Here is a 20,453-nt window from a genome sequence, read left to right on the forward strand (position 1 = left end):
CTGTTGTTGCGCCAGCAGCAGTGCAGGGTAGCTATGATCGGACAGGATAACCGCTGAAGGCATCTAAGCGGGAAGCCCCCCTCAAAACAAGGTATCCCTGAGGGCCGTGGAAGACCACCACGCCAATAGGCCGGAGGTGTAAGCGCAGCAATGCGTTCAGCTGACCGGTACTAATCGCCCGATAGGCTTGATTTGATCCAGTAACAGACAGTGTTACAGGAAACAGAAAGAAAACCATCCAAAACACAAAACCTGGACAACGTTGATTGTAACCGACGCAGGTTGTTCTGCCTGCCGCCAATCGGCGGTGACATAACAACCCAGCGGCAACGCGCATTTGCTTCGCAAACACGCTGCCTGCCGCTCGCCTGCCTTGCTCCGCAAGGCCGTCGGATTTGGATTTTCCTCGGTTTGGTGGCTACAGCACAAGTGAAACACCCGGTCCCATCCCGAACCCGGAAGTTAAGCACTGTCGCGCCGATGGTACTTGGGCTCAAGCCCTGGGAGAGTAGGTCACCGCCAAACCTAGTAAAATCCAAAACCTCTCTTCAACGATACAAGATTACCCGGAAAACGCGCCGATACGGCAAGTCACCGGATAATAACCGGCCTCAAGTAGCGATCCGCGCGGTAGGCCAAAAAAAGTGTCGCGGGATGGAGCAGCCAGGTAGCTCGTCAGGCTCATAACCTGAAGGTCGCAGGTTCAAATCCTGCTCCCGCAACCAACACAATTTCCTTAGAAATATCAAAGGCTTCTGGCGCGCCGCCCGAAGCCTTCTTCGTGTTCGCGCCTTCCGCACCCGTCGCCAGCCGCAGCAGTCCGGCCAGATCCCCCTCCAGGGTCAGATCCAGGCCAGTGCCGTCCGCCGTGGGCGTCAGCACGATCCGCTCAACCAGCGCCCGCAGCGCCTCCTTGGCCTCTTCCATGCCCTCGGTCGTGCCAAGGGACCTGATCAGCCGCGACACCCGTTCGCGGTAGGCCTCCGCCATCGACGGGTGAAACACCACCGGGTCCGGGGCAGGGGTGTGCGCCAGCTCCCGTTCGAGCTGCTGGCGCCGCGCGTCGAGCTCGATCATCCGGTCTTTGACCTGCTCCGCGGGCACGCCCGCGATGATCGCATCCACCAGCTTCTGATGATCCCGTTTTGCGCGGGCCAGTGCCTGTTCCTTTTCCTTGCGGCTCCCGGCGGCCGCCGCCTTCAGCCGGTTGCGCTCGGCTGTGTATTCTTCGCAGAAGACCTGCACCGCGTCCGGATCCATCAGGTGGTTCGCCAGTGCATCCAGCACCCGGGCTTCCAGGTCGGCCTGTTTGATCGTGCGCTTGTTGCTGCAGACCGCGGCCCCCTTGTTCCGCGCCGGGGAACAGCCGAAACTGTCCTTGGAGATCTTGGCAAAGCCGCCGCCGCAGCAGCCGCAGGCCATCAGGCCGGAAAACAAGGTCTTGGGGCGGCGCCGGTCCCAGACCGGCACATTGGTGCCCGCGGTCTTCAGTCCGCCCTGGCGTGCCCGGACCGCATCCCAGAGATCCTGCTCGACGATCCGCAAATGCGGAACGTCGGTGACCGTCCACTCGCTTTCCGGGTTCAGCCGCGAGATGCGCTTGCCCGTTTGGGGATCCTTCACGTAGCGCAGCCGGTTCCAGACCTGCCGGCCGATATAGAGTTCATTGTTGAGAATTCCGGTGCCGCGCTGGCGGTTGCCATGGATGGTGGAAGCGCCCCAATGGCGGCCGGACGGCGCGGGCACGCTTTCATTATTGAGCGCCTCTGCGATCTTCTTGGGGGACAATCCCTTGGCATAATCCTGGAAGATCCTGCGCACGATCTTGGCCTCTTCCGGGTGGATCTCCCGCTCGCCGCGGATCACCTCGCCGCTGGACGTGAGTTGCGGCTTCATGCGGTAGCCGTAAGCTTTGCCGCCTGCGGACTTGCCCTCCAATGCGCGCCCCTTCAGGCCGCGGTGGGTCTTCATCGCGATATCCTTGAGCTGCAGCGCATTCATCGTCCCCTTCAGCCCGATATGGATCTCTGAAATCAGCCCTTCCGAGAGGGTCTCGATGGGGAGGCCATTGAAGCAGAATTCCTGGTAGATGTGGGCGATGTCGGCTTGGTTGCGGCTTAGGCGATCGAGGGCTTCCGAGACCAGCACATCGAAGGTGCCGCCGCGCGCATCGCGGAGCAGCGACTGCATGCCGCTGCGCATAAGGCTGGCGCCCGAGATAGCGCGGTCGGAGTAGGTAGCAACGACTTCAAGCCCCTGCGCCTTGGCGTAGTCCGTGCAGCTGCGGATCTGGTCCTCGACGGAAGCGTCGCGCTGCAGATCGCTTGAATACCGGGCGTAGATGGCGGCGCGGAGTTTGGGCTGGGACATCGGTGCCTCCGAGGATTGGTTCTAATCTGGTTCTTTGCCGTCCCGGTGGTCGGCGCGGGCTGCCTCGCGGGCCAGGGCGCGCATCAACGCGTGTAGCTGCGCCTCGGTGCCGGGTACATCGGCCGGGCGGACGGTGGTTTTACCAGCGGGCGCATCGGGTGCCCGCTGGCAATTGACATAGCTCTTTTGGTCCCGTGCCATGGGCCGAGGTCTCCCGCCGCTCCCGGACACAGGCCCGGGGCGGTCTTCTGATGCTGCTGATCTGGCCGGGAACTGCCCCGGCGGCTGTTGGCTTCATCATAACGGGAGCGGGAGGGCGGCGGGCCCCGTGAAAGCGGGGAAGATGCCGACCAGGGGCGGGTTTATGTGGATAAGCCCGCTGGCGAGGCTCTTGTCTGGCGCCGCGCGGCGGTGCCGGGAGGTTTGCTTCCGGCAGGTCACCGGGCGCAAACTATTTCCGGGAAGGAGTTATCCGGAACTTGCGCCAAATGCAGTGGCTTCGTTTGAAATATCATCTCCGGTACCTTCCGGTTCATCAGCCGAAGTGCTCCTGCAGAGCAGGTCTTTGAGCCAAGACTTGATGGCTTCGCCGTCAAACTCCCTTTCCCGAACCAGAACCGAGGCCATCTCTTTGAGAAGGTTCTTGTGGGGGTACAACAAAGCACGCGCGACGTCCTCGGCATGGTCGAGCCGTTCCTGCAGGCGCTTGCGTTCTTCCGCAGTCAAACGGGCAAAGTCCGGGGTCCCAAGCCAGGCGTTGCCATGAATGCCAAGCCCGAGTTCGTAGTCCATCGCCAAGGATAGTTGCGCGGCCTGCGCGAGATCCGAGGCTGAGCCTCCGCCCGCCCCTGCGGAGATTGTCCCGAACACGAGCCGTTCCGCCGCTCGGCCTGCGAGGTGGATCGTCATCTGCCGGTCGAAATCTGCTTCCAGTCCGGTACCCGGCGGCGTTGTACGCTCGGTTAATCCTCCGGTCGGGCAGAGGCAGACACGTTTGATCTCTTCCCCGTAAAGCCATGCCGTGATGACGTGCCCGCATTCATGCACGGCAATGCGCGCGTCCAAGCGGCTTCGGTATCTCTGTCTCTGGCCGAGGATCCGCTCCAGAAATCCGGGGTCGAAGCTGCGACCCTGGCGCCGCGACTTGGCGTGAGCCTCGCGGATTTTTGCATCGATCACGGCGGGGGTTTGCCCGGCCAGTTTACGGGAAAGGGGGCGCAGATCTTGCCCGGAGTCCGGGAAGGCTTGCTCAAGCATGACCAGGATCTGTTGCCGGGTTGGAAGCGGCATCTCGTGATGCAGGTCGAAACGGCCAGGGCGCAGGATAGCCGGGTCGATTTTTCCGGGAAAATTTGTAGCGCCGATTAGCAGGATACCCTCTTCCCGGTGCAGCAGATCGATCTGCCGCAGGAACTCGTTGATCACCTGCTGGCGGTAGGCTTGGTTGCGGTCACCGGTGTCGGCGCGAGATCCGCAGCTGTCGATCTCATCAATGAACAGCACGCAAGGCTTCCGGGATTTGGCGTCCCGGAAACAGGTCAGCATGGCGGCAAGCATATCGCCAAGGTGGCCGTTGGCCTGCCAGGCGCCAAACGATCCTTGGATCAACGGGACCCCGGCTGATGCGGCGATGGCCTTGGCAAGTACGGTTTTTCCAGTTCCGGGTTCTCCGTAGATCAACAGAGATCTGGACATCTCGCTCCATTTGAGTTCACCGCGCTGCCAGCTGTGGAGATCCGCAACCAGATCTGCCGCCGCCTGGTGCGCAGGCGAGGTGCCGCCGATGTCCTTGAGGGTGAGGGCGTCGGCTCCGCCAGCGTGCCTCCTGGTCCGGGAAACTGCCGCAGCCAGGCGCTCTGCCGCGCTGCGGGCATACGGGGCGCGCAGTGCCAGCAGAAGCTCCGGGGCACCCAGTCCGGCCAGCGCACTGTTGTCAGGGAGAAGCGGTTCCACGGCCGCGCGGTCGATTTTGCCCGTGGCACTGTGACTGTGCTCCAGTTGCGTGATGAGGATGTCGCGGCTCAACGGCTCCAACTTCACTGGGTTGGGTAGGACCGTACTGAGATTGTCCGGGAGGCTTTCACCGTCCGGAAGCAAAACAAGCAGCGGGCAGGGCTGCTGCAGCGCCTCGCAAAGGTTGCGCTCCAACCGGTAGAGGTCGCCGGTTCGGGAAGACCCGGTTGACGTTGCAACTTGAAGTACCCGAAGTGTCTGATTGTGGTCCCGTCCGTCGCCCCGCGTTGTGACCTTCCAGCCCTCGGGCAAAAGACCGCAACGGCAGGCCGCCAGGATGAAATCCGCGTTTGCGGTGCGGAACCCGGAAAGGACGGTAACGGCACCCGGAGCCAACACGGTGTCCATGACATTCCGGGAGGAAATGAAGGTTGCTGCAAGCCGCAGCGCGATGAGGCTTCGGCTTCCGGGCAGGACGGTTGCAGGGCGGCTGTGCCCTTGGTCGTCCAGCGCCCATCCGTCTACTCCGCTTTCCCGGAGTTGGTCTAGCTCTGCGCTGTCCCGGTGCTGCGCTCTTGGCAGGTCGTTGAGCGCGTCCAAAAGTTTGGATTTTGGATGGTCTTGAAAAGCGGCGTCACGTTTGTTAGCGGCGCTGAGCTGATCTGAGATCATCCGGCGCAGGACCTGTTTGCCAAAGGAAACCCAGGCGGGACGGGGAGAGTGAAGCGGGAACTGTGTCATCGGTTGTCTCCGGATAAGATGCAGGCAAAGGGGCGCCGCCCTCCCCGGATTCCGGGTTCGCTGGGGCGGCACTGAGGGGGGCGGATGGAGGAGTGTCAGGCCGCGCCGTCAGTGGCGATCTCGTCCAGCATCCGGAGGATCTCCGCGGTCACGTCTGCGAAATAGATCTCGCTCCTGACATTGATGGATCCGGCGTAAAGATCGGGCGGCGCGATGCTGTCCGGGAAGGCGGTCTTGAGCCTGGTATGCAGCCGCTTCTCTGTCTGCAAGGCAAGCTGCCCGGTCGCCATCGGGACAGTCTGCAGGATCTGCGCATCCAGGTCGTGGTGCTTCAGCAGCTGATGGCGCAGGCGGGAATCCGGGTTACGGGAAAAGCCAAGCTTGACGAGGAGCAGCCCGGAGGCCAGCCGGAATTGCATGGCATAAAGATGGCTCGGTGCCGCGGGCCAGTTGTCACCGCAGTTGCCGCACCCGAAGCGGCCGGTCTGCATGTTGGCACGGGCCACCCTTTGGGTGTGCTCGCATTTAAGATGGCGGTACAGACGATAGTTCGGGTCCTCGTCCGGATCGGGGCTGATCAGCTCCCAGCCCTGGGCTTCGGCCTCGGCGTGCTCTTTCCGGCTATGGCAGAGCTCGCAGCGAACGTCGCAGATCCCCGCAGCAGCTCTCTTGACCAGTTCGAGCTGCCGCCGCAGCTGGTGACCGCAGTCTGCAATGTATAAAGCGTAGTGCCGGTCTTCCGGATCGCGGCCGACCCATTGCAGCCCGGCTGCCGCGGCGTCGGCCTGCCACCGTTCTTCAATGCAGTGCGGGCAGAGCGGCTGGTTGTTCATCAGCACAAAGAGTTTGCTTACGTGCGTTGCCCCGCACGCCCGGCACGCCAGCAGCAGGTGGTAGCGGTCCTTGACCCGCTGCAGGATGCCGAAGCCTTTGGCTTCGGCGGCCGCGCGCCAGTGGGGGTGAATGGTGAGCGGGAAGGCGGCGGGGGTGGCGGTTGATGTATGGGTCATTGAGAACTCCATTTGCGCAAAGCGGGAGAGGGGGCAGGCGCCGGATATGGGGCACCTGCCGGAAAAATCTGGAATTGGGCATGACGCGGCCGGGCGCAGGCGGAGAGATCCGCTGCGGGCCGGGTCAGGTTATGTCAGGGGGATTGGGCGGATCAGACCGGCGCGAAGTCCGGGGCTGTCACTGCCATCTCCACCACGGCGTCGACTTGCCGCGCCGCGCGGTTCAGCGCTTCGCGGACACCGGGATCATCGGTGGTGAAAAGGTCCCGGTGCTCATACATCAGATGCTGGAAGTGTAGCGCCTCGTCTGGGGTAGTGGCTTCAATGAGGAAGTGCATCAGCATGCCCATACGCTGCAGCGGCTGGTCTGATGCGGAAGAAGCCGGGGCGGAAAAGATATCGGAAGCCAAACGCAGGCAGTCTTGCCATTGGTTCTCCGCCGCCTCCGCGAAGCCGCTGCTCGAAGGATCCCAACTCATGGAATGCGACAGGTCGCGGTCCATCTCAATGGCAGCATCCACGGCTTCGATGAGCACGGTGAAAGTCCGGGAAATCGGGGTGGTACACTCCTCGGAAATCCGGCAGAGCGATGCTGGGCGCAGGTCTTTTGCCGCGCTCGAGCGCGTGATAACAGGTGCGATAGTCATGTTGGTCTCCTTAGCCGAGATCAGTGTGATTAGAGCGTAAGCAAGGGGTGGAGCCCTTGCCTACGCTCGTTATTATATGGTACCAAAAAACCAAAAATCAATACGAGATTAGCTGGCATGGCAAAAAAAACCAGAGGAAGACCGGCGGTCGATACGGAAGCTGTGAACCTGCGATTGCCGCGCGAGATGATCGAAGTTGTGGATGCTCAGAGGCGAAATGAGGAAGACCTTCCAACACGGCCAGCCATGATCCGGAGGATGCTAAAACAGTGGTGTCATGATCGTGGCATAGACGTCGAGGAATAGTCTGCCTCGGAAAAGGCGAGCGCTACATCCATCCAGATTATCGAGAAACAAAATTGCATCCACGGCCTTTGGCAGGAGGGCGTCTGGGGCAATGTCTTGTGAATGCCCGAAGGTTTTGGGCTCGTCTGGAGAAGTAAGACCAACCTTCCCGGACACCGGCAGGTGGCGGAACCAAGCCGTTCGAAACAGTCCAAATGCAAGGCCGGGAACCGGCCGCGCAAGCACCCGGAGGGCTGCTGGAGCGCCTCCCCGGCGTCAGGGGCAGACGAGGTAGCTTCAGCTACCTATAGTCTGTCCCTATGGGGAGCATCTGCGCGCGTTCGGCGCGCCATTTTATGCTGCCCCAAGTCTCAGAAAAACAATATGGCAACAGAAATCCGATGATTTACAGGGTGTTATCGGTCGGATCCGCTTTTGCGTTTTCGCTGAGGTCGCGTACTCAATGAAAAAAGGAGTACCGCGGCATGGCATATCAATTCGTCCATATCGAAACCTATTCCCGAAAGCCCCGGAAGGTGAAGGGCACGAAAGACCAGTGGAACAGCACGCAGCAGGTGTTCGAGGAAGCGCAGCGCAATCCGGACTTCTCCAAGCATGTCGAAAACCCGCGCGCGCCGTTGCCGGTTCTAAGCCGAGGGGCGATGGCCGTCAGTGATCTTCAGGCGCTGCACGATCGGCGATGCAGCGAGATCCGGGAAACCGTGACCGCGAAACCCGGAAAAACCTACAGCCGTAGCCTGCGGTCCGATGCGCCGACATTGTACACTGAGATCCACTCGCACCCGATGTCGTCGAAAAATTTCCTGGAGGATCGGGCAAAGCACAAGAAAGAGATCGCACGGTGGGCAGACCTGGTTGTGCGAGATTTCCGGAAGCGGATGCCGCAAGGGGTCGCCTTCGCTGGGGTCATTCACCTGGATGAAGCACATGTTCACATGCACATCCTTGCTGTGAATGCGGAGGACCCGCGGCTCGATGCCAACAAGCTGCACGTGGGTAAAGCGGCGGCTGCGGAATACAGGGCCGCGCATGACAAGCCGCAGACACTTTCGTCATTGCCGAAGCCTGCATTGCTGCGAAAACCGAGAAAGCCGAAGAAGCCGCGGCCCAGCAAGAACCGAGTCACCCAGAAAAAGAATATGGCAAAGCATGAAAAGGCATTGGCCGAATGGGAGGCCGCTTGCGCCGAGGTCGAGGCCGTCAATGCCAGAAAGCTCGAAGAATGGTCCGTAGATAGTGGGCGGCACCTGCATGCCGCCCGGAAGAAAAGATCCGGGAAGAACCCTGAGAAGGCTGCTTTCGCGGCGGCGATGAAAGCCTTTCAAGACCGCTACTACGAAGCGGTCGGCAGACCCTGCGGGCTTCTCCGGAAAGGGCCAGGCCACGAGCGCCTGACGACCAAGCAATACGCTGCGCGTAAAGCCGGGGCCAAAGCCCGGGCGGAGGAGCAGCTGGCCAACCTACGGTTCGAAACCAAGCTAGAGGAAAGGGAGCAGGCGCTGGAAGCGCAGGCACGCCGCGTCGCGGCGGACAAAAATTCCTTGAAGAAGAAGGAGGCAGAGGTCACGGCAAGAGAAGAAACGGTGTTGAGTAGGGAGAGGGAGGTTGAGGCGAGGGAAAGGTCATTGAAAGAAAGGGACGAACGGGCCGCGCAGCGGGAAGAACAACTGGCGGAGCGGGAAGCAGCAATTCGTGCCCGGGAAGAAGAGATCAAGTCGGCTCAGGAACGGGCAGAGGCGTTTAAACTTGGATTGGAATTGATCCGCACAGACCAGCTGCGATGGGTGCCCGATAAGAAGGACTGTAGAGGCAGGCTGGTGTATGGCCCGCGCGATGCTGCGGAACGCCCGCTGCCTCTGAAAATGCACGCCCGGCTTGAACCAGCAATGTCGCTGCTCGAAATCCTTCTGAAGATCATCGCAAAGATAATTGAGGACGCATTGCGCGAGCGCAGACGGGAAATCGCCCGGGACGCCGAGACAGTGGCGGAGTGCCGCCGCCAGCTCGGCCTTCAGAAGGATCCTCTAGTCGCCGGGATCGTGCAACGTAACAACACGGACCCAAGGTTCGACGTTTGACTTTTGCAGGCTGAATTTTGGGAGGCTAATTTGTCTCCTTACGCATGTACCCAGTTTTCAGTTCCCTGAAGCGTCACAGCTTCACCGGGTGAGGGTCACAGTTCAGACCAAGATTATCTCTGTAGAGATTGCGCCGCAATATTCCGGTACATGTCGAAGCCAGCAGCATAGGCGTCTTTCAGGTCATGGTCGGGAACAAAGGTTCTTTCGGTCTGCGGCGGCGTCAGCACCGTCTCGGCCGTGACCGCCTCGCTTGCCATCAACCCCAGACGTGCCGCGCCCAATGCCGCCCCTTGTGAGCCGCTGCCGGGCAGCTTCAGGGTGAGCCCGGTGATATCAGCGATCACCTGCAGCCAAGTCTCCGACCGGCTGCCGCCGCCTGCGACGCTGACGGTTTTGGGCAGCGAGCCCGCGGTCTCCAGCGCGGCGCAGCAATCGGCAAAAGCATATCCGACGCCTTCCATGACCGCCTGCGCCATATCGGGCAAGCCATGGTCCCTACGCAGGCCATGAAACGCCCCGACTGCATCCGGGGCGTTGTGCGGGGTTCGTTCACCCGACAGATACGGCAGGAACGTGATCGGAGACGGCGCTGTGACCGGCTCCACCATGGCTGCAAGCGCGGCCGGTGTCTTTCCGGTAATTTGACCGAACCATGCGAGAGCATCCGTGGCAGACAGGATCACTCCCATGTGATGCCAGGTACCGGGTATCGCGTGGCAAAAACTGTGAACAGCGCTTTGTGTGTTCGCCGCAAAGCGGTGGGTGACAGAGAACAAGACGCCCGACGTTCCCAAAGACAGAAATCCATCCCCCGGATTGACGGCCCCCAGCCCGCAGGCTGTTGCAGCGTTGTCGCCAGCTCCCCCGGCAACGGCAACGGACCCGACGCCCCACGCGGCCCTCAATTCGGGGCGAAGGTCACCGGCACGCGCGCTGCCTTCCACCAGACGGGGCACGTGGTCCCGGGTCAGGCCGGTGGCGGCCAAGAGCACATCTGACCAATCGCGCCGTGCAACATCCAGCCAGAGTGTGCCAGCTGCATCCGACATCTCGGACACATGCTCTCCGGTCAGCCAAAGGTTCACGTAGTCTTTCGGCAGCAAAACCTTGCGCGTGCGCGCAAAGGTGTCCGGTTCGTTCTTTTGAACCCACCTCAATTTGGGTGCAATAAAGCCCGCCATGACGATGTTGCCGCCGATTCCGCGGAAATCAGCGCGGTCTTCAAGTTCGGCACATTCCGCATGGGAGCGCCCGTCGTTCCAGAGAATGGCGGGACGCAGAGGCACGTCATTTTCGTCCAGCAAGGTAGCACCGTGCATCTGCCCTGAAACACCAATGCCGCGCAGCGCTGCAAATTCAGCGGGCGCTTGAGCGCGCACCTGTTCGATGGCCGCCGTGCAGGCGTCAATCCAGGCCTGGGGGGCCTGTTCACTCCACAACGGGCGGGGGCGGTCGGCGGTCAGCCCGCCATGGCCTTCGGCGAGGGCAGACTGTGTATCATCAATGAGGAGTGCTTTGACGCCAGAGGTCCCCAAGTCTAATCCAAGATACGTCATGGAGCCCCCGCGCAGCAAAGAATTTGGCCGTCGGCGCAATATGCCGGTGACGCGGGAAACTTAGAGCAGGCTGCCAAGATAGTAAAAGGCCAATTCGCTCTCCTGCGAGATCCGAACATAACCGTTCACAAAAGCACCAGGCTTGGGCGAGGCTCTTCATGCTGAGCGTGAGAGCTTTCAGCCCAATTTGGACGTTTGCACGATGCGCGGCGACGTCCCCGCTGCAAGAACGAAGGAACCAGCCAGATTCCACGAGAGCGGACCTTTAGGGCTGCACAGTTGACCAGGACAATGCTGCGCCCCGCTCGAAGGTCGGCGGGGCGCAGATAAATGCATTTGCAAACTCAGCCTTCTAACCATCTGAACCGGTCAATGTCACCGCGACGCAGCAAGCGTAAGCTGACATTCGCTGCAACGTACGAAACCCAGATTGAATACCGTAGCTCGTAAGCTACGTCCGAGAGGAACTACCGAGGTGTTCAAATTCGGAGAACGGTTGTCGCGGTTTGCGGTTCCAATCTCGTGTATGCGTTGAGCTTGGCTACCCTAGAACCCACGGATATTGTCTTTTACTGCGGACAAAGCCATGGATGTTCCCCTGCGATTAAGCGTCGGACCGCTTTAGCAGCCTGCTCGGGGCTGCAATCAGGAGGAGCGTTGGTTGGGTCAAACAAATCATGCGCACAATCGAAACTCGGCCCTCTGTTCGTTCGAGGCAATCCAAGCAAGTTGAGCGCCAACTCCTGCAACTGTCCATAGTCCTGAGTTTCATACACTTTGTAATCCGGTGAGAACAACTGAACCGTTGCACCATCAAGCCCGCAACAAATGTCAGATTGACTCAGCCCCTTTTTCGAGACCTGCCGCTTGATCATCTGCACGTCCAGTGGATCTCCTTCAGGGCCAAGGACATAGGATATGGTGTGGCGGAAAGTATACATATTGAAAGCGACGCCAGGCGCTCCATCTTCTAGCCAGTTGGCAAGCTCCGATAGTCGTTCAACATTCATACTGGCTCCTACCTCAACGCCCTTGCAATCCTGCCCGCACGAACTCGTAGAAATATCGCACACATTTAAGCTCTAGAGGAGCCAATCCTTTGGTCTCATGAGCGCCTGCTCGCCGCCCTGTTCGTAGAGCTCATTGAGGCGGTAGACACTATTCCGGCTGTATCCCATTACCATGTAGGCCTGCGAAACGCTGCCGAGCTGCTTGGCAAGCTCCAGCAGCTCCAGTTTCGGATTGATGATCTTATCCTGAACACTCGTCATTGATCGACACTCCTTGCTTGCGCTCCTAACGAGAAAGAATGTCAGATCAAGTCGCGTGCTCTGCATATTAGCTCACACATAGCAGACCCACGTAAAAGCACAAAATTCAGGATAGTCCCAGAAAACCAGCCTGGACCCGGACCTCGTTACCTGCACATAGGGCACTTGGCAATCGCGGCTAGCGATGCCTCTCTGGCCGCAGCGTATTTCGCAGCGAGGGCCTCGCGTTTTGCATCCTCTGCGGTTCTGCGCGCATTTTGCTCTGTCTGAACGCGCTCGAAGTGTTCACTGCTTCTGCGGTTTGCTTCCTCGGCCGCCGCCCGCTCTTCTTGACTGCAGACCCTTCGGCGGACATGATTAAGTTCTACCTCCTTACAGGCGGTTAGGCTAATAACGCCGTTGACTGATCTTTGTCTTGCGGCCTCGGCGGCATTGGCGGACGCAATGGCTTTCTGGTTCAGAACTCTGAAATATGCGTCATCCCCCATCATGCTCCGATCGAGATTTGCCATGGCAAGCTTCAGACCAGGAGAGACATTGGGCATACCTACAAGCATATTGGACATCGTGGTGGTCCCGGTGGGACTTTGCCCTGGTCCTGGCTTGTTCAGCGGATTGTCTTGGCTGAACTCATGTACCGCGATTGATGCGGCACGCGCCCAGCTTTCACGTTCTTGCTTTTGCCATCCCTTTGCTTGGCGGATCCGCGAATTGAGAACATCATCGGCTTGGGCAAAAAGCTTCATATTCCTTTCAAATTCCTTAAGCTCATGGTCAAGCGAAAGTTCTCTACGAGGCCGTTCCTCTGTGAGGAAGTTGGGGGCAAACCCGGGCGCTCGAGGCAAATTCGCCGCGACAGGCAACAACGTTCGGAGGTATTCGATTTCGGCACCGCGCCGCTCCACAAGTTCGGGTCCCGTTTTCGCCCAGCACTCCATTCTCTTTGGTGTTTCTGCCTTTGCTTTCCGGTAAAAGGAAATTGATCTCGTGTTGCTCCACTTGGGTTCCGCAAAAGGCAGCACATCTCCACATTTCGCTGCAACCCTGGAAGACAGACTATGTTCAGAGTAGTGTGGGCCATGGTCGTGTCGTTCTCTGAACACCCGAGCACCATACCCAAAGAAGTAGCGCCAAAGATCATCCGATTTCCACCGCGCAGGATTTGGGAGGTCTCCGACTTGGAAGCCCGGGCTTTCATTCCTTGTGACCGTATGAGGCAGCGTAGTCGTTTGACACGCCTGTAATATCATGGCTCCCCAAAAGGCTAGATTAAAGATAGTGGTACGCAACTCATCCTCCACTCCAAATTCGTTAGTAGACGCAGTTTTTTCACACGTCATAAATGAATAAAAATCACTACGATCCGCATAAGTTCAACCGCCAAATCTGAACCTTCTGTCTCTCAGCTTCGCTATGTCGCCCTGGGGTGGTAATCCCCCGGACCTTATGGAAATGCAGAAGTAGAGCTTTCTCGACAAGAAGACTTGTGCCATCAGCCGGGAGAGTTCCGGTGAGAACTTGCTGCGACCCTGCTATTGCAACACTGTGCCATCGAAAGGCGGCAGCCAGCCCAAAATCGGCATTCGTAACAGGCGCGGCGATGCCTCGCCACACCCGCTTCTTTAAACGAAAATGAATGCGTCTTCGCTCAAAAAGTCCGCCGAGGTTGCGTCATTGTTCAGCAACGAATCTGAATATCGAAAAGGTTGTCGTACGTATAGCGAGCCCTCAAGGCCGTTAGTACCTTTTATACGAGCTTCCAAAAAATCTCCGTCACCTCGCTCGGTATAAAATGTAATATTGTCGATACTTGTACCGGACCCCCAGACTTCCTCTTTCACTACAATGAAATCCATTTCACCATTTTGACGAAAGTCGTTCAGCCAAACAGAATTAGCTCTGTTGGTCAGAGACGGGGGATGCCATACGAAAAAATCATCTCCTGTCCCGCCGTAGACCTCGATAGCAAGACCTGGTTGAATGTCTATAATATCATCACCGCCAAAGGCCTTAATATGACCGTCGAAATATGGAGCATCTTCGCCTGCAGCCAAATTTTCCAAACCATCATTTCGAATAAAATCAGATTCGTTAGTGCCGGATAGCAAGTCATAAGAAGCCCTCCCATACCTGCCAACTTGGTACCACTCAGCAGTTGGCGTCCACTGAAGTAGTGGTAATGTACTGTCCAAATATTCGTACAGCGCTTCCGGTGTTCGGCGAGCCACGCCCTCTAATACAATCAATTCAGCATTTTCAGCTGAGTCGAACAAGATACTACGATCCCCTACTGCGTCTCCATTCAAGTCTATATCGAACCCCAAACCATCTTGACGCGACCGCATAGAAGATATGCCTCCTCCAACGAACACGTCATCCACAAAATAAGATTCAATTTCTAGTTCAGCGAGATCCAATACGTCGCCGGTTTCGACTGAACCTTTTATCTTTAGGGCTTCGCCGCCTTCCGAGCCTTTGACGATGATCGTGTCAGAGCCACGACCAGCTCTAACTATGTCACCATCAAGTCCAGCAGTAATGATATCGCTTCCCCCACCTCCGATCAGCTTGTCGCGTCCGGCACCACCAAACAGAACATCTTTGCCACTACCGCCGATAAGGTGATCTTTTCCGTCTCCGCCATAAAGAGTGTCTGCACCACCACCGCCGAAAATCGTGTCGCGCCCCGCGTCACCGTACAAGTTATCTTTACCGCCATTACCCTTCAACTGGTCTCTACCGTTCCCGCCTTTGAGAAAATCTTGTCCAACGCCGCCTCTAAGCGTGTCGTTACCCCGACCGCCAATCAATTGATCGTCTCCCGATTTCCCGATCAAAGTATCGCGGCCCATTCGACCGTCCAAGAAGTTGTCACTTGAAGAGCCAGCTAGCCTTTCGTTTGAACGGTTGCCTCGCTCCAGTGTCTCGTAACTTCCAATAATTAAACGCCAGTCTGCAGGCCCTTCGAGATCAGAATCGACTTCCAGCCATGCCGCGCCGGTATATTGTGGGCGCCAGATTGCATAGTCTGGCGCCCGTACAGTTTCCGTCGAAACTGCATTGTGAAAGCCCGCAAACATAGAAGACGGACGGCCCTCTTCATAGTCAAAGCTCGCAACATAATAACGGCCTTTTTCTACGCCGCCGACAATCTCCATCCAGTCGCGATCTCCAAATGGTTCGGCTTCGCTAATCTCATAGAATGAATCTAAAGTCCCCGAGACCCATTCCCCTATAACAACTGAACTCGGGCTAAGTCGATTGTTTCCGTGATCGTCATCAAGCGGTACGATTTCAATTTCGAACCCCCCCACCGAAAATCCACCGGTGTGATACGGGCCAACTTCCCGGTCAGGGTCAAACACGCTTTCGACTGAGACACGAACGTCAACTTCTTCACCTGGCTCAAGGTGTGGGTCTCCAAAGTTGTCTCCGATACGCACAGACGTAATTGTCTGCTCGACGTTACCGATGGACATTTGGTCAATATCAGACTCGAGGCTCCAAGAGCTTGCACCACCAACTTCACTCACGGTCACCCTGAAAGTTTCAGGAATTTCACCCGACTGCGCGCCGGTTGTGCCGCGCACTACGACGTCGTAGTGGAAACCTGCACGAAGGGTGAATATATAGTCGTCAATATCGGCGACACCGTCGAGGTCTTCGAGTTCACCAACGGTCAGAGCTGCGTTTTCGGGTGCCACAGGAACAGCGTCATTCCCAGTTCCCACTAAGTCAATTTGTTGCTTCGTCCCCGCAACATCACCTTCAACGACCCGAAGGAAAAACCTTCGATCCGAAGCGGGTAGATCTGAAAAGTCTTCGCCACTTGAATACTCTTGTGCCCAGCCGTCAAAGCGTACGGCCATGCGAACGAGGCCACCTTCGTTTAAAGTGGTTACCAGTCTATCACCTGGATCCCAATTACGTACAGAATAGCCATTTTCAAGCGTAACCATGCTTCCGGCAGGAGCTGTGAAGCCGAACTGAGAATCGTATCCCGGCCAAGTCGGCGACGGAAGCCATAGGGCTCCGTCGACCAAATCATCGCCAGCCAAGACCTGTACCGTGTAAGTTGTGAACGGCTTGGCCAAGAACTCGAAATAGTCATACTCCGGGTTGCCAAAGGTTCCTGCCGAATCAAGTTCAGCCTGTGTTAGTGAAAATTCGTGCGGGCTACCGACTTCAAGAAAAATGGCTGTTCCTGCAGTATCAGCTACCGAATCATAAATCGTTGGCATGACATTCCCTAAACAAAAAAAGACTCAACCAAGTACATCTACTATACGATATCCTCCAATTCCCCGAGCTCTTTTCTCAAGCCTAGCCTGTAAGAGTTGGACACCATACAGCCACCGGTTTGATTTACCCCATGAGCATCTACGGTTTGACTTTGGCTAGCGAAGGTCCAACCCACGACGGGGGGATCGATATTGTCAACAACGCCCGTGTCATCTCTACCTTCACAAGTGGAAAACAAGAAAATCATAGCTGGTTCCGCCATGTGGTTGCCTATTGTCTACCTACGGCAAAGCCTAGCTGCGAAGTCGCCGCGGCCCTGCTACGGCACAAACGCAAGTCAGGTCGGATCCCAAACTGTTGAATGCTGCCCTCGGCGAGAATACGTCGGGTTCCTGCGCTTAGTGGCCTCTGGTGCTGACCGTAGTGTCAGTCTAACCGACCACCGCCTGCCCGATGGCGGCTTTTGGGACGTTGGTCCACAAACGTCGCACCTGCAGCATTTCTGGCGCGAAACTCCATTTCGATGGCAGCTTCGGGCTGGCTGATGTCATCTGGCATCGGGCGCGAGGTGCAGTATCCCTGTACCCCGATGCCGCGCCGCCGAGGCGGCAGTGAGCCCATTGCGGCTACAGCCGGGGAGAACAATTTCGCGAGTACAGCAAGACGCGCATCACCTCGAACGGCCCATTTCGGTTATTCGCGACGGCTTTTTCGAACAGCTGCTATGCGGGCAAAGCCGTTATGTTGTAACTCAATCTCAATAGGCGGGAACGGTCCTACGCAGTCACTCATCTACTTTTGTCGAAAGATCCGTTTCTGTGCGAGACCTTGGGAAGCAAGTCGGGTGCAACTGCAATATTCTGTATGTCATTCGCCTTAAACAATCTTGCCCGGGTTCATGATGTTTGCGGGATCCACGGCTTGCTTAACCTTTGCCATGAGTTCGTAGGCGGCTCCGTGTTCCTCAGCCATGTACCGTTTCTTGCCAGTTCCAACACCGTGCTCACCAGTGACCGTCCCCCCGAAGGACAGGGCCGCGCGATTGACTGCAGAGGCAAGGGCCTTGGCGCGCGACATTTCTTTCTCGTTTCCTGGTTCTACGAGGATCAAAAGGTGGAAATTGCCATCACCAACATGGCCGACGATTGGCGCGATCAGCCCCGACTCAGCGATGAGTTGCTTGGTCCGGCCGATACAGCCAGCCAGCGCAGAGATCGGCACACAGCAATCGGTCACGACACCTTCACAGCCTTTGCGTAGAGACTTTCCAGCGTAATAAGCGTTGTGGCGCGCCTGCCAAAGGCGGTTGCGATCTTCAACTTTTGTGGCCCAGTCGAAATCCGAAACACCGAATTCCTCACCCACGCTTTGGAACATGTCGACCTGTTCCCTCACACTCGCCTCGGAGCCGTGGAATTCAAGGAAGAGATGCGGCTTTTCCGGCAGGTTCAGATCGGGATTGTAGATATTCATGCCCTGCATCTGCACCTCGTCAAGTAGCTCGATCCGCGCCATGGGAATGCCCATCTGGATCGCCAAGATTACGGTGTTCACTGCATCCTCGATCGTATTGAATGCACAGGTCGCGGCCAGGATCGACTCGGGCTGGCCAAACAGGCGCACTGTCAGTTCGGTGATGATGCCCAAGGTTCCTTCGGAACCGACAAACAAGTGTGTAAGGTCGTACCCTGCAGCGGATTTGCGTGCCCGTGAGCCGGTTTCTATTACTGTGCCATCCGGCAGCACGACCTCAAGCGCCAGGACGTTTTCGCGCATGGTGCCGTAGCGAACCGTGTTGGTCCCCGATGCCCGCGTCGCTGCCATCCCGCCAAGGGTTGCATCCGCGCCTGGATCAACCGTGAACATCAAGCCGGTGGCCCGCAACTCCTCGTTCAGCTGGGTGCGCGATACGCCCGGCTGCACGACGGCGTCTAGATCACTTTCGTTAACTTTGAGCACCCTGTTCATCCGGCTGGTGTCAACACTGATCCCACCATGAATCGGGATTACATGCCCCTCAAGCGAGGTGCCGATGCCGAAGGGCACAACCGGCACGTGATGCGCCGAACATATTCTCATGATGTTCGAAACTTCTTCGGTGTTTTCGGGGAAGGCGACGGCATCCGGTAATGCGGGTTCCGAGTAGGCTTCGTCCCGTCCATGGATCTCGCGTATGGAGATACCAGTGGACAGCCGGTCACCCAGCAGAGACTGCAACTCGGAAATGGCAATGGCGATGTTGTCTTGCGTCATTACAGTTCCTCAGTTCTTGTCTTGATAAAACCCACTCAGGTTTTCGGCGGGGGCGTCGAAGAGGGGGCGCCCAAGGTCGCGGCGATATCTCTGCCGCCATGGAACTCGATCAGCGCGTCCTGATCCCGGAAGGCCTGATCGTTAACGGTCTCGGGGTCACAGATTTTGCGCAGCTCGGCCTGCATCGCAGCAAGACGGTCTGCGTAGGCTGGGTTCTGTGCTTGGTTGGTGGTTTCTTCAGGGTCCGCAGCCAGATCGAAGAGCTCTGGCTCGAAGCCAACATATTCGATGAGTTTGAGATCCCCCTTACGCACCATAAAGGCTCCCGACACTGCGCCTATCGCGTGGTATTCGCTGAATACGGCACGGTCCAGGTCTTCTCGGGTCATCGCGATTTCATAGAGAGATTTTCCAGGCCGTTCTCCGGGCAGGCTGGCATCGAAATGATCGATGATCGTTTCCGAAATGTCGAGTAGACTGGCCGCGGTCCCAACCTTCTCAGGGAAGACAACCTCCGAAGATGGCGCAGGCGCCACAATGAGCGGGATCGCTGCGGATTCCTCGTACATGTTCATCTTGCCCCAGAGACCGCGAACCCCAAGGTTTTCGCCATGGTCACTGGAGTAGATAATCGTGGTGTTATCGTACTGCCCGGTTGCTTTCAGCGCTTCGACAATCCGTCCGACGTTGTGGTCCAAATAACTGGTCAGGCCATAGTAGGACGCGATGGCGACGCGGCGTTCTTCTTCGTCTTTCCAGCCTTCTTCACCCACCATCGCGTCCGCAGTTTTTTCGATCCAAGGGTGCTGTTTGTATCCATCCCGTGGCCGCAGCTTGTCTGGAGGCAATTTGTCCAGCGGGTACAGGTCGTAGAATTCTTGGGGGGCAATCAACGGGTGATGAGGAGCTACCAGTCCGACATACAGGCACCAAGGCGCCTCGCTCCCTTTGACCTCAGCAAGCCAATCACAGGTGCGATCGGTCACCGCCTGATCATAGCGCGTGTAGCTGCTTTCGCCGGGGCCGACCGTGTCTCCCATCATGCGGACATGTTTGTTGTAGACCCGTTCGCCCTCTCGGCGAATGGAGCCCCAAACCATGCCAACACCGTCCGCGACGTGCATCGGAATATGCTGAACGTCAAATCCTGTGTCATCGCCGTCGTTGCGATAATGCAGCTTACCGATGGATTCGACGCGCACCCCCTTGTCCTGCAAGGCATGCCCCCATCCGCGCGGGGTTCCCGTGTAGGGCATCGCGTTGTCCCACAGACTGATATCATGAACGTATTGCCCGGTCGCAAAGGAAGCCCGCGCCGGAACGCAGATCGGCGACGGGGTATATGCATTTGTGAAGCGCGTTCCGCGTTCAGCGAGCGCATCAAGGTTCGGGGTCCGGACGACAGGGTGACCAGCGCAGGACATAGCGCGGGCCTGGTGCTGGTCTGATAGAATGACCAGAAGGTTGGGGCGTTTGCTCATGCGTTAAATATCCTCTGGGGCTTCTGCGGATGGAGAGAAGTCGATTGTCTGCGCGGCTTTGGCCAGTGCTCTGATCGCACCGTGAATCATTTCCCTTTCTTCAGGGCTCAAAGCTCCAAGCAAGTGCTGTTGCCGCGCGTCCAGTTCAGGGCCAAGCTTGTCGTGCGCGTTATGTCCCTTATCCGTGAGTTTGATCAGATGCTGGCGCTTGTCATTAGGATAGGGCAGAACCTTGACATACCCTTCCGCGGCTAACGCGCTCAGCATTTTGCTGAACTGGCTTTTGTCCAAGCCGGCCGCCTTGCGCACCGAGGTTGTCGTGTCAGCGATTCCCCAAGCGACAAGGCGCAGGATACGCCATTGAGCAAGATTCAGGGTTCCATGCTTTGCAATGATTGCCTTGGCCTGCGCGTTTAACGCCGAATGCAACTGCGCAATCTGGAATGCCAAGGGCAGACCCAGATCAATTGCTGTATCAGCTTCGGATTTCTTCATGACATCTCCATTTCAATTTCACACTCTCAGCAAACAGGTGGAAATGT

The 20,453-nt window shown here is 57.7% G+C and carries 13 protein-coding genes, 1 tRNA gene, 1 rRNA gene, 1 pseudogene and 1 other annotated feature; of the genes and pseudogenes, 3 read left to right on the forward strand and 13 right to left on the reverse strand.

Going from position 1 to position 20,453, the window contains the following annotated elements; genetic code table 11:
* Positions 1-195, forward strand: a sequence feature (23S ribosomal RNA rRNA prediction is too short).
* Positions 196-410: 215 nt separating this feature from the next.
* Positions 411-525: ribosomal RNA gene (gene rrf, locus ACZ52D_RS18970) — 5S ribosomal RNA — on the forward strand.
* Between the two features lie 123 nt (positions 526-648).
* Positions 649-725: transfer RNA gene (locus ACZ52D_RS18975), tRNA-Met, on the forward strand.
* Here ACZ52D_RS18975 and ACZ52D_RS18980 read toward each other — a convergent pair.
* The 5 genes from ACZ52D_RS18980 to ACZ52D_RS19000 all read right to left on the reverse strand — a co-directional run bounded on the left by ACZ52D_RS18980 (position 682) and on the right by ACZ52D_RS19000 (position 6,721).
* Positions 682-2,370: a recombinase family protein gene (locus ACZ52D_RS18980; protein ID WP_464443750.1), complete on the reverse strand. Its 1,689-nt coding sequence runs from the start codon at positions 2,368-2,370 to the stop codon at positions 682-684. The genes ACZ52D_RS18975 and ACZ52D_RS18980 overlap by 44 nt on opposite strands.
* Before the next feature lie 21 nt (positions 2,371-2,391).
* Positions 2,392-2,571, reverse strand: a complete 180-nt coding sequence (locus ACZ52D_RS18985; RefSeq protein ID WP_464443668.1) for a hypothetical protein — start codon at positions 2,569-2,571, stop codon at positions 2,392-2,394.
* Between the two features lie 267 nt (positions 2,572-2,838).
* Positions 2,839-5,064 (reverse strand): AAA family ATPase, encoded by a 2,226-nt coding sequence (locus tag ACZ52D_RS18990; protein WP_464443669.1) that lies wholly within the window; start codon positions 5,062-5,064, stop codon positions 2,839-2,841.
* Positions 5,065-5,159: 95 nt separating this feature from the next.
* Complete coding sequence (locus tag ACZ52D_RS18995) at positions 5,160-6,074, reverse strand: GIY-YIG nuclease family protein (protein ID WP_464443670.1); 915 nt, start codon at positions 6,072-6,074, stop codon at positions 5,160-5,162.
* A gap of 152 nt (positions 6,075-6,226) precedes the next feature.
* Positions 6,227-6,721, reverse strand: coding sequence for a hypothetical protein (locus ACZ52D_RS19000; RefSeq protein WP_464443671.1), 495 nt, complete (start codon positions 6,719-6,721; stop codon positions 6,227-6,229).
* A gap of 770 nt (positions 6,722-7,491) precedes the next feature.
* Between ACZ52D_RS19000 and ACZ52D_RS19005 the strand changes: the two genes are divergently transcribed.
* Entirely contained in the window at positions 7,492-9,105 is a 1,614-nt protein-coding gene (locus ACZ52D_RS19005) for a plasmid recombination protein (RefSeq protein ID WP_464443672.1), read from the forward strand.
* Between the two features lie 113 nt (positions 9,106-9,218).
* Here ACZ52D_RS19005 and xylB read toward each other — a convergent pair whose 3' ends face one another.
* From xylB to ACZ52D_RS19045, 8 genes and pseudogenes are all read right to left on the reverse strand, one after another.
* Positions 9,219-10,664, reverse strand: a complete 1,446-nt coding sequence (gene xylB / locus ACZ52D_RS19010; protein WP_464443673.1) for a xylulokinase — start codon at positions 10,662-10,664, stop codon at positions 9,219-9,221.
* A 569-nt stretch (positions 10,665-11,233) separates the two neighbouring features.
* On the reverse strand, positions 11,234-11,674 hold the full coding sequence (locus tag ACZ52D_RS19015) for a hypothetical protein (protein ID WP_464443674.1): 441 nt from the start codon (positions 11,672-11,674) through the stop codon (positions 11,234-11,236).
* Positions 11,675-11,773: 99 nt separating this feature from the next.
* Positions 11,774-11,935, reverse strand: a pseudogene (locus tag ACZ52D_RS19020) (helix-turn-helix domain-containing protein); the annotation flags it as partial.
* 146 nt (positions 11,936-12,081) lie between these two features.
* A complete protein-coding gene (locus ACZ52D_RS19025) occupies positions 12,082-12,681 on the reverse strand; it encodes a hypothetical protein (protein ID WP_464443675.1) in 600 nt (199 codons plus the stop codon).
* An 876-nt stretch (positions 12,682-13,557) separates the two neighbouring features.
* On the reverse strand, positions 13,558-16,176 hold the full coding sequence (locus ACZ52D_RS19030) for a calcium-binding protein (RefSeq protein WP_464443676.1): 2,619 nt from the start codon (positions 16,174-16,176) through the stop codon (positions 13,558-13,560).
* 877 nt (positions 16,177-17,053) lie between these two features.
* A complete protein-coding gene (locus ACZ52D_RS19035; RefSeq protein WP_464443677.1) occupies positions 17,054-18,430 on the reverse strand; it encodes an FAD-binding oxidoreductase in 1,377 nt (458 codons plus the stop codon).
* Between the two features lie 35 nt (positions 18,431-18,465).
* On the reverse strand, positions 18,466-19,911 hold the full coding sequence (locus ACZ52D_RS19040) for a sulfatase-like hydrolase/transferase (protein WP_464443678.1): 1,446 nt from the start codon (positions 19,909-19,911) through the stop codon (positions 18,466-18,468).
* A gap of 3 nt (positions 19,912-19,914) precedes the next feature.
* On the reverse strand, positions 19,915-20,406 hold the full coding sequence (locus ACZ52D_RS19045; RefSeq protein WP_464443679.1) for a MarR family winged helix-turn-helix transcriptional regulator: 492 nt from the start codon (positions 20,404-20,406) through the stop codon (positions 19,915-19,917).
* Positions 20,407-20,453 lie beyond the last annotated feature (47 nt).

Source organism: Leisingera sp. S2M4, assembly GCF_055398055.1.

Coding starts and splice junctions, on each gene's coding strand:
- ACZ52D_RS18980 (WP_464443750.1), bottom strand. CDS start 2,370: ATGTCCCAGCCCAAACTCCGCGCCGCCATCTACGCCCGGTATTCAAGC.
- ACZ52D_RS18985 (WP_464443668.1), bottom strand. CDS start 2,571: ATGGCACGGGACCAAAAGAGCTATGTCAATTGCCAGCGGGCACCCGAT.
- ACZ52D_RS18990 (WP_464443669.1), bottom strand. CDS start 5,064: ATGACACAGTTCCCGCTTCACTCTCCCCGTCCCGCCTGGGTTTCCTTT.
- ACZ52D_RS18995 (WP_464443670.1), bottom strand. CDS start 6,074: ATGACCCATACATCAACCGCCACCCCCGCCGCCTTCCCGCTCACCATT.
- ACZ52D_RS19000 (WP_464443671.1), bottom strand. CDS start 6,721: ATGACTATCGCACCTGTTATCACGCGCTCGAGCGCGGCAAAAGACCTG.
- ACZ52D_RS19005 (WP_464443672.1), top strand. CDS start 7,492: ATGGCATATCAATTCGTCCATATCGAAACCTATTCCCGAAAGCCCCGG.
- xylB (WP_464443673.1), bottom strand. CDS start 10,664: ATGACGTATCTTGGATTAGACTTGGGGACCTCTGGCGTCAAAGCACTC.
- ACZ52D_RS19015 (WP_464443674.1), bottom strand. CDS start 11,674: ATGAATGTTGAACGACTATCGGAGCTTGCCAACTGGCTAGAAGATGGA.
- ACZ52D_RS19025 (WP_464443675.1), bottom strand. CDS start 12,681: ATGAAGCTTTTTGCCCAAGCCGATGATGTTCTCAATTCGCGGATCCGC.
- ACZ52D_RS19030 (WP_464443676.1), bottom strand. CDS start 16,176: ATGCCAACGATTTATGATTCGGTAGCTGATACTGCAGGAACAGCCATT.
- ACZ52D_RS19035 (WP_464443677.1), bottom strand. CDS start 18,430: ATGACGCAAGACAACATCGCCATTGCCATTTCCGAGTTGCAGTCTCTG.
- ACZ52D_RS19040 (WP_464443678.1), bottom strand. CDS start 19,911: ATGAGCAAACGCCCCAACCTTCTGGTCATTCTATCAGACCAGCACCAG.
- ACZ52D_RS19045 (WP_464443679.1), bottom strand. CDS start 20,406: ATGAAGAAATCCGAAGCTGATACAGCAATTGATCTGGGTCTGCCCTTG.